Origin of the sequence: Enterobacter sp. SGAir0187, from assembly GCF_002952735.2 — a bacterium.
GTDB classification, from domain to species: Bacteria; Pseudomonadota; Gammaproteobacteria; order Enterobacterales; family Enterobacteriaceae; genus Enterobacter; species Enterobacter quasiroggenkampii.
Map to the genome: position 1 here is coordinate 4479727 of NZ_CP025034.2, position 12889 is coordinate 4492615.

12 protein-coding genes are annotated in these 12889 nt (G+C 54.6%); 8 read left to right on the forward strand and 4 right to left on the reverse strand.

What is annotated here, in order from left to right; translation table 11 throughout:
• Nucleotides 1-46: 46 nt before the first annotated feature.
• Complete coding sequence (locus CWR52_RS21425; RefSeq protein WP_152034559.1) at nt 47-2680, reverse strand: PqiB family protein; 2634 nt, start codon at nt 2678-2680, stop codon at nt 47-49.
• Nucleotides 2649-3932 (reverse strand): membrane integrity lipid transport subunit YebS, encoded by a 1284-nt coding sequence (yebS, locus tag CWR52_RS21430; protein WP_104950704.1) that lies wholly within the window; start codon nt 3930-3932, stop codon nt 2649-2651. The genes CWR52_RS21425 and yebS overlap by 32 nt, the downstream gene beginning before the upstream one ends.
• 132 nt (nt 3933-4064) lie before the next feature.
• On the opposite strand from yebS, the gene CWR52_RS21435 reads away from it, so the two are divergent.
• From CWR52_RS21435 to htpX, 4 genes are all read left to right on the forward strand, one after another.
• On the forward strand, nt 4065-4562 hold the full coding sequence (locus CWR52_RS21435) for a GAF domain-containing protein (protein WP_008500476.1): 498 nt from the start codon (nt 4065-4067) through the stop codon (nt 4560-4562).
• A gap of 96 nt (nt 4563-4658) precedes the next feature.
• Nucleotides 4659-5345 (forward strand): RNA chaperone ProQ, encoded by a 687-nt coding sequence (proQ, locus tag CWR52_RS21440; protein WP_014884292.1) that lies wholly within the window; start codon nt 4659-4661, stop codon nt 5343-5345.
• 19 nt (nt 5346-5364) lie between these two features.
• Nucleotides 5365-7413 carry a carboxy terminal-processing peptidase gene (gene prc, locus CWR52_RS21445; RefSeq protein WP_025910096.1) on the forward strand — a complete coding sequence of 683 codons (2049 nt, stop codon included), beginning with the start codon at nt 5365-5367 and terminating at the stop codon, nt 7411-7413.
• Nucleotides 7414-7606: 193 nt separating this feature from the next.
• Nucleotides 7607-8488, forward strand: a complete 882-nt coding sequence (gene htpX, locus CWR52_RS21450; RefSeq protein ID WP_014884290.1) for a protease HtpX — start codon at nt 7607-7609, stop codon at nt 8486-8488.
• Nucleotides 8489-8538: 50 nt separating this feature from the next.
• Here the strand turns inward: htpX and CWR52_RS21455 are convergent, their stop codons facing one another.
• Entirely contained in the window at nt 8539-9912 is a 1374-nt protein-coding gene (locus CWR52_RS21455; RefSeq protein WP_104950705.1) for an MFS transporter, read from the reverse strand.
• A gap of 178 nt (nt 9913-10090) precedes the next feature.
• Between CWR52_RS21455 and kdgR the strand changes: the two genes are divergently transcribed.
• The gene (kdgR, locus tag CWR52_RS21460; protein ID WP_023312208.1) at nt 10091-10882 is read left to right on the forward strand and encodes a DNA-binding transcriptional regulator KdgR; all 792 of its coding nucleotides are present in this window, start codon (nt 10091-10093) and stop codon (nt 10880-10882) included.
• 66 nt (nt 10883-10948) lie between these two features.
• Here the strand turns inward: kdgR and CWR52_RS21465 are convergent, their stop codons facing one another.
• Nucleotides 10949-11188 (reverse strand): YobH family protein, encoded by a 240-nt coding sequence (locus tag CWR52_RS21465; protein WP_104950706.1) that lies wholly within the window; start codon nt 11186-11188, stop codon nt 10949-10951.
• Between the two features lie 160 nt (nt 11189-11348).
• Here CWR52_RS21465 and mgrB point away from each other — a divergent pair, with 160 nt between their 5' ends.
• The 3 genes from mgrB (at nt 11349) to CWR52_RS21480 (ending at nt 12882) form a co-directional block, all read left to right on the forward strand.
• A complete protein-coding gene (gene mgrB / locus CWR52_RS21470) occupies nt 11349-11492 on the forward strand; it encodes a PhoP/PhoQ regulator MgrB (RefSeq protein WP_006175995.1) in 144 nt (47 codons plus the stop codon).
• Nucleotides 11493-11566: 74 nt separating this feature from the next.
• On the forward strand, nt 11567-11857 hold the full coding sequence (locus tag CWR52_RS21475) for a YebO family protein (protein ID WP_024909723.1): 291 nt from the start codon (nt 11567-11569) through the stop codon (nt 11855-11857).
• 23 nt (nt 11858-11880) lie between these two features.
• A complete protein-coding gene (locus CWR52_RS21480; RefSeq protein WP_104950707.1) occupies nt 11881-12882 on the forward strand; it encodes an MBL fold metallo-hydrolase in 1002 nt (333 codons plus the stop codon).
• Nucleotides 12883-12889: the final 7 nt, after the last annotated feature.

The window sequence follows — 12889 nt, forward strand, 5'->3', positions numbered from 1 at the left end:
AGTGTAGCATAAAGGCTCCGGTGCGTTGACACCGGAGCCTTGGAGATTAACGCGGCAGGGCGGTTCCCCATTCGCGCCACTCTTTCGGTTCGCTTTCGAGCAGTAGGAAGTGTTTACCCGGCTGCGCTTTCGGTGCCAGCGGCGTTCCCGGCGGCGTGGCGAAAGCAATGCCACCGCGAATGAACTGGTTGAAGGTGCCGGTTTTCACCACGCCTCCCGTCAGGCCAAAGTCCAGCGAATAGCCGGATGCCAGCCAGAAGACCGAGTTATTTCGAACCAGGTGCTGGTAGCGTTCGCTGATGCGTAACGCCACCATCACGCGGTCGGAGAGCGTACCGAGCGTCAGGCCCGTGACCGTACCTACTTCAATACCGCGGAACAGTACCGGGGTGCCGATGCTCAGCGAGCCCGCTTCCGGCACTTCCACCACGATGCTCAGGCCGCCAAGGTAGCGCGAATCGGTGATCGTGGCTTCTTGTAGCTCGAAATCACGACGGGCATTGCCCTGGCCTGGCTCCACATTGATGTACGGCTGCAAAATGGTGTCGAGATGCTCAACGCCTGCGGCCGAGATCTGCGGCGTGACCACCGAGAAGCGCGTACCCGTACGGGCAAAGGTTTGCACATATTCCGGGTAAAGTACGGCGGTGGCCTGCACCTCGTTACGCGAGGTGATCAGCGTCAGCTTCTGGATCTGCCCGATATCAATACCCAGATAGCGGATAGGCATACCTTCAGCCAGCTTACCGGCGTCAAACGCGTGCAGGGTAATCTGCCCCCCCACGGCGCGGGCGGCGGTCTCGGACGGGAAGAGAATACGTTTATCGCCCTTGCGCAGATTCGCGCCCGCACCGCTGAGGTTATCGAAGCTAATCGCCCCCCGCAGCGCGCGTGACAGCGGAGAGGCCTGCACGGTCAGTCCGTTACCGTTAAGCTGAACTTTCGCACCGCCTTCGGCCCAGAAGACGCTGTTCGGCGTCAGCAGCTTGCGGTACTCCGGCTTGATGTGCAGTTCGATATCAAAGGCATCGGCACGCGGGCGTACGGTAATCACTTCCCCGACTTCAAACTTGCGATACAGCACCACGGAGCCCGCCTGAACGTCCGGCAGGGTCTCGGCGCTTAACGTCAGCGTGGTGGTCGGAAGATCGCTCAGGCTGTTTTCAATCGCTTTCTCCAGGTTGGCATACAGCGGGTAGCTGTCGCGCACGGGGCCTTTATCCCCAGGTAAAATGCGGATACCGCCGTTGACCCATTCGCTGGCGCTGGCGCCGAGAAACTCCACGCCGTCCAGACCCACCTTCACGTCGACGCGGCTGTTCACCACGAATTTACTGTCACCGTGCACCAGGTCTCTGTATTGCGGGTCGATGGCGACGGAGAATTGCACTCCATCCGCGGAGAGCTTGCGCTCCAGCACCTGTCCCACCTGCACGCCGTGTAAAATCAACGGCTGACCGGCTTCAATCCCATAGCTTTCAGGCGCATTCAGGGTAACCGTCACCACGCCCGGTTTTTGCAACAGAGCTTTATCCGCCGGGGCAATCACGAAGCTGTTGCTGGGCTGACCTTCACCCGGGATCAGCTCAAAGGTATTGCCGGTCAACAGCGTGCTGAGGCTGGTATCGTTCAGGGAAATCTTTGGACTGCGCATTTCGATGCGCGTTTTCTCGCGCAGGAGATCGACCACGCTCGGATCAACCGTCATTTCGCCGGTGACCGACCCGCCCGGGTTGAGCGTCATTTTGGTGAGCTGGCCGACCTGCAGACCCTGATACATCAGCGGCGTTGAGCCCGCTTTTAGCCCCTTAGCATCGGGCAGGGCAAGTTTGACGATCACGCCGCGCTGGCTGTGCGCCAGGTCGGCGTACAATCCGAACGTGTCATCAGCGGTGGCAGGGCTCGAGTTTTCCGGGGAGTCAAAGGCAATGGCGCCGTTCACCAGGGCGGCCAGACTTTCCAGCTTCACTTTCGCACCGCTCAGGCTGAGGTCGGCATCCACGCCGGAGACGTTCCAGAAGCGGCTGCCTTTTTTCACCAGATTGGTGAAGCGACGCTCGATCAGCACATCAATGGTGACGCCCTGTTTGTTCGGGTTAATTGCGTAATCGTACACCCGGCCCACCGGGATCTTACGGAAATAGACCAGTGAACCGCTGTTCAGGGAACCGAGGTCCGGCGCCTGGAGATGAATCATCAAATCGCCGTTATTCAGGCGGTATTTGGGCTGCGTATCCAGCGCAACAAAGTGATCCTGCGGCTCGCCTTTGCCCGGCATCATGCCGATATAGTTGCCGCCCACGAGCGCATCCAGCCCGGAGACACCGGCCAGAGAGGCTTTGGGCGTCACCAGCCAGAACTGCGTTTCGCTGCGCAGGGCATCCTGCATGTCAGATTTGATACTGACCCGCACCTGAATCTTGTTCAGCCCTTTTCCAAGGGAGATATCCTGAACCGTACCGACCTCAACCCCCTGGAAGCGAACGGGCGTTCGTCCGGCGACGATGCCGTCGGCGGTCTGGAAATCAATCGTGACCGTACTCCCGCGATCTTCATAGCTTGTCCAGATAAGCCAGCCTGCAATCATCAGGGCGATGACGGGCAGCAACCAGAATGGCGAAATGCGGCGTTTTGTTTTAATTCTCGCTTCAGTCGGCGAAGCGGGGGTTTCCTGACTCATGTGCATCCCAAAGTAAGCGGCTATCCAGCCATTCCACAGCAAGAATAGTCAATATCACCGCAGAGCCGAAATAAAAAGCCGCGGGTCCCATTGTAAAAGCAAGTAACTGATCGCGATTGATGAGCGACATCATCAGCGAAATCACGAACAAATCTAACATTGACCAGCGGCCAATCCAGGTGACGAATCGCAGAAGCAGAATGCGGGTCCGTAAACCTTGTTCACACTTTAAGTGAATGCTGATGAGCAGGGTAATCATCACTACCACTTTGGTAAAGGGAACCAGGATACTGGCGATAAAGACGATCGCCGCCACCCCAACATTACTGTGCGCAAGGGAGATAATCCCGGAGAGGATAGTATCCTCCTGACGTCCGCCATTCACGTAAATGATGGAAATCGGCAGCATATTGGCGGGGATCAGGAACACCAGGGAGGCGATCAGCGCGGCCCAGCATTTTTGCAGGCTGTTATTGCGTCGCAGTCTCAACGGAATGTGGCACCGCGGGCAGCGTCCGCGCGCGTCGGGCAACCCGGTATAGTGGCAACCCAGACAGACGCGCAGATTTTCATCGGGACGGGTGGCGGGGCGCTGCGGGTAAAATCGCTCCCAGAGCTGCTCAACGTTCAGGTGGATCAGCGTCAGGATGCTCAGCAATACCAGACAGATGAAGGCAAAGAGTCCAATGCCGGGCTGTAAAAACGCGTAGTCCTGGACTTTTATGGACGCAACGCCCACGCCGACCAGATAAATATCCAGCATGACCCACTCTTTGAGCTTATCCAGCATCAGCAGCACCGGGCGAAGGTTCATGCCAAGAATATTGCCAAACCAGAGATAGGCAATGGCGGCAACCAGCACCAGCGGTGCGCCGACGGTGCAGAACAGCACCATCGCGGCGGTGATGGGATCGCCCTGACGGGTCATCTGCCAGATACCCTGCAGCACGTTGGCATCAATGCGCACGCCAAGCAGGTAGAGCTTCAGCAGTGGTTCGCTCCAGGCGAAGGGCATCAGCAGCAGCATGGTGACGGCCATGGCGGCGAGGCGGGTCAACGACCAGTCGCGGCCATCGCGAATTTTGGCGTCGCAGCGGGGACAGAAGGCACTTTGGTGCGATTTCATCTTCGGCAACATAAAAAGCGTATCGCACTGGGGGCAACGCTGATAATGTGCATGAGGCAAAGCTTCGCTTACCGTATGGACAGTTATCTTTCTCGTCGGCGTAATTTTGGTTGTTTTTAAGGCCATCAGCTGCGCACAAATAAGTATTGTTGAAAGTTATAATAACTCATGAACGGATTCATCTTGAGCATGAGCGCATTTAATGCTTATTTTAATAGGCTCTGCGGTAATTTTGTAAGACAACTAAGTGATTGAATAATGAACAAAACAGAATTCTACGCGGATCTGAACCGCGATTTTAAGGCATTGATGGCGGGTGAGACCAGCTTCTTAGCCACTCTGGCAAATACTAGCGCATTGCTGTTTGAACGTCTCTCTGACGTAAACTGGGCGGGCTTTTACCTTCTGGAAGGTGAAACGCTGGTGCTCGGTCCGTTCCAGGGCAAACTGGCCTGCGTGCGTATCCCGGTTGGGCGTGGCGTATGTGGCACGGCGGTGGCCGAGAATCAGGTCCAGCGTGTGGAAGACGTTCATGCGTTTGACGGACACATTGCCTGTGATGCTGCCAGCAATTCTGAAATCGTTCTGCCGCTGGTGGTCAAAAATCAGATTATTGGCGTTCTGGACATCGACAGTACGGTCTTCAGTCGCTTTACAACCGAGGACGAACAGGGGCTGCGCGAGCTGGTGGCGAATCTGGAAAACGTACTCGCTGCAACCGATTATCAAAAATTCTTTGCGAGCGTCGCAGGATAATCAACGGATAACGTAGCATTTACTGATAGCGTCATTATAATGACGCCTGTTCATGCCTGCGCTTGTTGGCAACGTCCGTTGTAATCAGGAAATTTCATGGAAAATCAACCTAAGTTGAATAGCAGTAAAGAAGTTATCGCATTTCTGGCCGAGCGTTTCCCGCAGTGCTTCAGCGCGGAAGGTGAAGCTCGTCCCCTGAAAGTCGGTATTTTTCAGGATCTGGTGGCACGTGTTGAAGGGGAAATGAACCTCAGCAAAACTCAGCTGCGTTCCGCCTTACGTCTTTATACTTCGAGCTGGCGTTACCTGTACGGTATCAAACCTGGCGCGACTCGCGTGGATCTCGACGGCAACCCTTGCGGTGAGCTGGACGAGCAGCACGTTGAGCATGCGCGCAAGCAGCTGGAAGAAGCCAAAGCACGCGTTCAGGCACAACGTGCAGAACAGCAAGCGAAAAAACGCGAAGCCGCCGCGGCAAATGGCCAGGAAGAAGCGCCTCGTCGCGAGCGTAAACCACGCCCTGCGCCGCGTCGTCACGATAATAACGATCGCAAACCGCGTGCAGACAAACCAGCAGCAAAAGCCCCGCGTGCGCCTCGTGAAGAGCCGCGCCATACGCCGGTTTCTGACATTAACGCCCTGAGCGTCGGTCAGGCACTGAAGGTAAAAGCGGGTAACAATGCTATGGACGCCACCGTACTGGAAATCACCAAAGATGGCGTTCGTGTACAGCTGACTTCTGGTATGTCAATGATTGTACGCGCAGAACACTTGTTGTTCTGAAACGGAGGCCAAGCCTGGCATGAACACTTTTTTTAAGCTCACCGCGCTGGCGGGTCTGTTTGCTATAACAGGTCACGCTTTTGCAGTGGACGATATCACGCGTGTTGATCAAATTCCGGTACTCAAGGAAGAGACGCAGCACGCGACGGTGAGCGAGCGCGTGACCTCACGTTTCACGCGTTCGCACTATCGTCAGTTCGATCTCGATCAGGCCTTCTCGGCCAAAATCTTTGACCGCTATCTGAACTTGCTGGATTACAGCCATAACGTTTTGCTCGCCAGCGATGTCGAGCAGTTCGCTAAGAGAAAATCCGAGGTGGGTGACGAGTTGCGTTCAGGCAAGCTGGATCTGTTCTACGATCTCTACAACTTGTCGCAAAAGCGCCGCTTCGAACGTTATCAGTACGCGCTGAAAGTGCTGGAACGTCCAATGGACTTCACCGGCAACGACACCTTCAATCTGGACCGCAGCAAAGCGCCCTGGCCAAAAGATGAAGCCGAGCTGAATGCGCTGTGGGACGGCAAAGTTAAATACGACGAACTGAGCCTTAAGCTCACCGGCAAAGACGAAAAAGAGATCCGTGACACGCTGACGCGTCGTTACAAATTTGCCATTCGTCGCCTGGCCCAGACCAACAGTGAGGATGTCTTCTCGCTGGCCATGACGGCCTTTGCGCACGAAATCGATCCGCACACCAACTATCTCTCACCACGCAACACCGAACAGTTCAATACCGAAATGAGCCTGTCTCTGGAAGGTATCGGCGCGGTGCTGCAGATGGACGATGATTACACGGTGATCAATTCGATGGTCGCGGGTGGCCCGGCATCTAAAAGCAAAGCGATTAGCGTTGGCGATCGTATTGTGGGTGTGGGACAAACCGGCCAGAACATGGTCGACGTGATCGGCTGGCGTCTTGATGACGTGGTTGCGCTGATCAAAGGTCCGAAAGGCAGCAAGGTTCGTCTGGAAATTCTGCCAGCCGGAAAAGGCACCAAAACCCGTATCGTTACCCTGACCCGTGAGCGTATCCGTCTGGAAGACCGCGCGGTGAAAATGTCGGTGAAAACCGTGGGTAAAGAGAAGGTGGGCGTCCTGGATATTCCTGGCTTCTACGTCGGGCTGACTGACGATGTGAAAGTTCAGCTGCAGAAGCTTGAAAAGCAGAACGTCAGCAGCATCATCATCGACCTGCGCAGTAACGGCGGCGGGGCGCTGACGGAAGCGGTTTCTCTCTCTGGCCTGTTCATCCCATCTGGCCCGGTGGTTCAGGTGCGCGATAACAACGGTAAAGTGCGCGAAGATGCGGACAATGACGGTGTGGTCTACTACAAAGGTCCGCTGGTTGTTCTCGTTGACCGCTTCAGCGCTTCCGCGTCTGAGATCTTTGCCGCAGCCATGCAGGACTACGGCCGCGCGCTGATCGTCGGTGAGCCAACCTTCGGGAAAGGCACTGTTCAGCAGTACCGCTCTCTGAATCGTATTTACGATCAGATGCTGCGTCCTGAATGGCCTGCGCTGGGCTCGGTTCAGTACACCATTCAGAAATTCTACCGCGTAAACGGCGGCAGTACGCAGCGTAAGGGCGTCACGCCGGACATCATCATGCCGACTGGCACCCAGGAGACGGAAACCGGCGAGAAGTTTGAAGATAACGCGTTGCCGTGGGACAGCATCAATGCCGCGACCTACGTGAAAGCGGGTGATATGACGCAGTTTGGCCCTGAGTTGCTGAAGGCGCATAACGACCGCATCGCGAAAGATCCGGAGTTCCAGTACATCATGAAGGACATTGCACGATTCAATGCTCTGAAGGATAAGCGGAATATTGTTTCTCTGAACTACGCTCAGCGTGAAAAAGAGAACAACGAAGACGATGCAACCCGCCTGGCGCGTATCAACGATCGCTTCAAGCGTGAAGGCAAGCCTCTGCTCAAGAAACTGGACGATCTGCCAAAAGATTACCAGGAGCCGGATCCGTATCTCGACGAGACGGTGCATATCGCTCTCGACCTGGCGAATCAGGAAAAAGAGAAACCTGCCGTACAGCCCGCTCCGGCAAAATAACCTCCCAACAGGCACAAGACATTGTGCCTGTTTCTTTTTGTACTTTATCCTTCCGTCAGCCAGATTTTCAATTGTGTAAAGTTGTGTCTTTCTGGTGACTTACGCCCGCCGGATGCTTGAAAATAGCCGCAATACCCATACGATGTGGGTAATCGCATAGTGCGTTTTGTTAAACTGAGGTAAAAAGAAAATTATGATGCGAATCGCGCTCTTCCTGCTCACCAACCTGGCGGTGATGGTGGTTTTCGGGCTCGTGCTAAGCCTGACAGGAATTCAGTCGAGCAGCGTTCAGGGTCTGTTGATTATGGCGCTGCTGTTTGGTTTTGGTGGCTCGTTCATCTCCCTGCTGATGTCAAAGTGGATGGCACTGAAATCGGTAGGGGGGGAGGTCATTGAGCAACCCCGTAACGATATGGAACAGTGGCTGATGAATACGGTGGCTCAGCAGTCCCGTCAGGCCGGGATCGCCATGCCGCAGGTGGCCATTTACCATGCTCCGGATATCAACGCGTTCGCCACGGGGGCCCGTCGCGATGCGTCACTGGTTGCTGTCAGCACCGGACTGCTGCAGAACATGAGCCGTGACGAAGCCGAAGCGGTTATCGCCCACGAAATTAGCCATATCGCTAACGGTGACATGGTGACCATGACCCTGATTCAGGGCGTGGTAAACACCTTCGTGATCTTTATCTCCCGTATTCTGGCGCAGATTGCCGCGGGCTTCATGGGCGGCAACCGCGACGAAGGCGAAGAGAGCAACGGCAACCCGCTGATCTATTTTGCTGTGTCGATGGTTCTGGAACTGGTATTCGGTATTCTGGCGAGCATCATCACCATGTGGTTCTCTCGTCACCGTGAATTCCACGCGGATGCCGGCTCTGCGAAGCTGGTTGGTCGTGAGAAGATGATTGCCGCGCTGCAGCGTCTCAAAACCTCCTACGAGCCGCAGGAAGCGAACAGCATGATGGCCTTCTGCATTAACGGTAAATCCAAATCGCTGAGCGAGCTGTTTATGTCTCACCCGCCGCTGGATAAGCGTATTGAAGCGCTGCGCAGTGGGGAATACCTGAAGTAACGCAACAAAACACAAAAAGCCGGGCGGGAGAACACTCCGCCCGGTTTTTTTTATGCCTGAACCCTGGGCTGGGTCACCCGCAGGCCACTGACGACCGCCGCTAGGGTGGCAAGGGCGCCTGCGGTGAGGAGCGCAAGGTGGTTACCGTTTTGTCCGGCAAGGTTAAACATCAGGGCGACCAGTGCCGCACCGCTGCTTTGGCCCAGCAGACGCGCGGTTCCCAGCATACCGCTTGCCCCACCGCTGCGATGCCGTGGTGCTGAGGTGATAATGGTGTGATTATTGGGGGACTGGAACAGGCCAAACCCTGCGCCGCAGAGGATCATGCGCCAGATGATGTCCAGATCCGAAGGCGACGAGGGCAACAATGCTAACGCGAAAAGGACTGTCGCCATCACCGCCAGCCCCAAAGCGCCCAATAAACCGGCATGAACACGTTCAATTAAATAACCTGCCAGCGGTGCCATCACCATCGTCGCCAGCGGCCAGGGGGTGAGCAGCAGCCCGGTTTCCACTTCTGAGCGGCCAACTACGCTCTGCAGAAAGAAGGGCAGGGAGACCAGAGCCAGCATCTGGGCGCAGAACGAGCAGACAGACGTGCAGATGGAGAGCGAAAAGAGGGGAATACGCAGCAGGTCAACGGGCAGCAAAGGAACTGGCAGGGTGAGCTGGCGGCGTACAAAGAAGAAGCCGATCGCCAGCAGGGCGATGAGCTCCGCGGCGGTAAGCACCAGAGATTGTCCCTGGGCAAAGCCGCTCAGCGCCGTAATCAGCAGGCCGAAGGTCAGAGCATTCATCACCGCACTTGCCACGTCGAAGCGCGGCATGCTGCTTTTGGAGCCGTTAGCGGGAAGAAAGCGCAGAGCAAAAAAGATGGCGACGATACCCAGTGGCACGTTAATGGCGAACAGCCATTGCCATGACGCAACGGAGAGGATCGCCGCCGCAATGGTTGGCCCGGCGGCAGAAGAGACGGCGACAATAAACGAGTTTATCCCCATTCCGCGCCCCAGATGACGCTGCGGATAAATCAAGCGGATCAGCGCCGTGTTTACGCTCATGAGCGCCGCGCCGCCAAAACCCTGCGCAATACGCGCAAGCGTCAGGGTATGCAGTGAATCTGAAAGGGCACAGAGCAGGGAGGTAAAAGTGAAAACCACCAGGCCGCACTGATATACCCGGCGGTAGCCGAACATATCGCCGAGGAAAGAGAACGAGAGCAGTGACACCACAATCGCAATCTGGTAGGCGTTAACAATCCAAATCGAACTGGCGGGTGAGGCATGCAGGTCGCTGGCGATGGTTGGCAGGGCAACGTTTGCAATCGCGCCGTCAAGGACGGCCATTGAGATACCGATAATGATGGTCGCTATTGCGCCATACCGCTGGGGTAATGGCAGGCCATCAGAAAGATTCTTTTCCATCAGGAGTAAAAAGCTCAGCGTGAAATTATTCTCAGGGTAACTATTTTAGCATTGTTACAGCCGCGATATGTCGCAGATTTGTAACGAAGTAAACGCGGATTGATTGCAGGTGACATGACGGGAACTTATAATAAAAACCGGTTCTGATTTTTATAAAACACTCGCTATGAGGTGGTAAATGGCTATTGCGGATTTGGATAAACAGCCAGATTCTGTTTCTTCCGTGCTGAAGGTGTTTGGCATCTTGCAGGCGCTTGGAGAAGAGCGTGAAATAGGTATTACAGAGCTGTCGCAGCGCGTGATGATGTCAAAAAGCACCGTTTATCGCTTTTTGCAAACCATGAAGTCACTGGGTTACGTTGCGCAGGAAGGCGAATCTGAAAAGTATTCTCTGACGCTGAAGCTGTTTGAATTGGGTGCGCGTGCGCTACAAAATGTTGACCTGATCCGCAGCGCTGACATTCAGATGCGTGAAATCTCTCGCCTGACCAAAGAGACCATTCATCTCGGTGCGCTGGATGAAGACAGCATCGTTTACATCCATAAAATCGACTCCATGTACAATCTGCGCATGTATTCGCGCATTGGTCGCCGCAACCCGCTCTACAGTACCGCCATTGGTAAAGTTCTGCTGGCGTGGCGCGATCGCGAGGAAGTGAAGCAGATCCTTGAAGGCGTGGAATACAAGCAAAGTACCTCACGAACCATTACCAGCACGGATGCGCTGCTGACGGTGCTCGACCGCGTGCGCGAGCAGGGATATGGCGAAGATAACGAAGAGCAGGAAGAGGGGCTGCGCTGCATCGGTGTTCCGGTATTTGACCGCTTTGGCGTGGTGATCGCGGGCTTGAGTATCTCCTTCCCAACCTTACGCTTCTCCGAAGAGCGTCTGCATGAGTATGTGGCTATTCTGCACACTGCGGCACGGAAAATTTCTGAACAGATGGGGTATCACGACTATCCGTTTTAATTCCTGCAGGTAGAAAAAAACGCCGCATTTGATGCGGCGTTTTTTGTGTGTCATTCACCAGGCTGATTAGCCATTATCAATCACGACGGATGTTTTACGCAGTACAGGGCAGTGGGTTAAGCCAACGATCCCGCTGTCAGTATGCAGATACTGGGCAATGCTCGTTCCCTGTGCTGTTAGATATTTACACTGAATGCCTAGCCCGGCTGCGTTTTCGGTGCTCCCCACGAGCACGCCATAGCCCGTTAACAGAAGGCCAATCCAGACAAGGGCCAGTGCAATAATTGTTCGAATGATGAATCGCATCATTACCTCTTTTATCGTTGTTATCGTAATGCTAGCGTAAAGCGTTTACGCGATGAAACAAGTGCAGGATTCTGAAAAAGGCGCGATGGAGGCACAGTTAGTCCTTGTTTAAGATAAGCGTGATAATCTCGTTACATCAGGTCCTTAGACGGAGTGTGGAGTGAAAAAAATACGCTGGGTAATTCTGATTATCGTGCTGATAGCGTGTGTGGTTTTATGGACGCAGACGATCAATGTGATGTGCGATCAGGATGTACAGTTTTTTAGCGGCGTTTGCGCAATAAACAAGTTTATTCCGTGGTAATAGACATTTTTTCTCAACGTGATTTCCTTCTTTCGCGCCAGTGGTAAAATAGATGTTTTTATTGAGGTGGTGAAATGGGTGAGTTACTGAATTCAGGGCTGCTGAATATAGCATCCCTGATGATTTCTTTGGTGGTACTGCTTGTAGGGCTGGTCATCTGGTTTTTCGTGAACCGCGCCAGTTCCCGTACTAACGAGCAGATCGAACTGCTGGAAGCGCTGCTCGATCAGCAAAAACGTCAGAATGCGCTGCTACGCCGTCTGTGTGAGGCTAACGAACCGGAAGAGAAAGACGCGCCGAAAGACGCGGTCGCTGAAGATAACAAAGACGAAGACGACTTTATCCGCCTGGTGGCCGAGCGTTAATCTTTTTGTCCTGGGAGGTGGCTGTGGTCTGGAAAAATCCCTGGTATGACCCCTCCCTGAAACATCACACCCCAAACGGTTTTTGTAATACCGATCCTGTCGGACATCAACCCGGCGACCTTGACCGTTGGCGTAAAGCGCGTAAAGAGGCCGGATTACCGAAGCCGCCCGCGCTGGGTTATGAAGACTTTATCCGCCAGTGGTGGCAACCGGTTGAGCTTACGCAACCTCAGGAAGATGGGGTATGGTGGCTCGGACACGCGAGCGTGTTGCTACAGCTGGACGGCAATATCATCCTTACCGATCCGGTGTTTTCTCGACGCGCTTCTCCGCTGCCTTTCCTGGGACCCCAGCGTAAGACTCCCCCCGTACTGTCTGTCGAGCAACTTCATCAGCTGGATGCGGTCGTCATTTCCCATAATCATTACGATCATCTTGATGACGCAACCATTCGCCGAATCCTCAAACGCTTTCCCGACGTCAGTATTTTTGTTCCTTTGGGCCTCGCCGACTGGTTTCGTCGCCGGGGAGCAAAACACGTGGTGGAACTCGACTGGTGGCAGAGTTTCACCTGGCAGGGGATGACGCTGTCCGCCGTACCGGCACAGCACTGGAGCATGCGCACGCCATGGAACCGCAATCGTTCCTTATGGTGCGGCTGGGTGATGGAAGGACGGCATCACCGTTTCTGGTTTAGCGGTGATACCGGTTATTCACCTGAGCTGCTGTTAATTCCTGAACGCCTGGGCCAGATAGATGCCGCCGCGTTACCGATTGGTGCCTATGCCCCACGATGGTTCATGGCTGTCCATCATATGGATCCGCAATCTGCGGTGGCATTGTGGCAGCAGCTGGGCTCACCTCTGGCGTTCCCTATTCACTGGGGCGTGTTTGAACTGGCAGATGAGGCCTTAGATGAACCTGTGCAGGAGTTAACTCACGCACTCGATAATTTAGCACCAGTTAACCATTCTTTCAGGATACTGAAAATTGGTGAATATTTATCCTTACAAACGAAGCGATAAATTGTTG

Excerpts from the sequence above, each read along its gene's own strand:
- kdgR (WP_023312208.1), top strand. The coding sequence starts at position 10,091 with ATGGCTATTGCGGATTTGGATAAACAGCCAGATTCTGTTTCTTCCGTG.
- CWR52_RS21455 (WP_104950705.1), bottom strand. The coding sequence starts at position 9,912 with ATGGAAAAGAATCTTTCTGATGGCCTGCCATTACCCCAGCGGTATGGC.
- yebS (WP_104950704.1), bottom strand. The coding sequence starts at position 3,932 with ATGGCCTTAAAAACAACCAAAATTACGCCGACGAGAAAGATAACTGTC.
- CWR52_RS21475 (WP_024909723.1), top strand. The coding sequence starts at position 11,567 with ATGGGTGAGTTACTGAATTCAGGGCTGCTGAATATAGCATCCCTGATG.
- CWR52_RS21425 (WP_152034559.1), bottom strand. The coding sequence starts at position 2,680 with ATGAGTCAGGAAACCCCCGCTTCGCCGACTGAAGCGAGAATTAAAACA.
- prc (WP_025910096.1), top strand. The coding sequence starts at position 5,365 with ATGAACACTTTTTTTAAGCTCACCGCGCTGGCGGGTCTGTTTGCTATA.
- CWR52_RS21435 (WP_008500476.1), top strand. The coding sequence starts at position 4,065 with ATGAACAAAACAGAATTCTACGCGGATCTGAACCGCGATTTTAAGGCA.
- proQ (WP_014884292.1), top strand. The coding sequence starts at position 4,659 with ATGGAAAATCAACCTAAGTTGAATAGCAGTAAAGAAGTTATCGCATTT.
- CWR52_RS21465 (WP_104950706.1), bottom strand. The coding sequence starts at position 11,188 with ATGCGATTCATCATTCGAACAATTATTGCACTGGCCCTTGTCTGGATT.
- htpX (WP_014884290.1), top strand. The coding sequence starts at position 7,607 with ATGATGCGAATCGCGCTCTTCCTGCTCACCAACCTGGCGGTGATGGTG.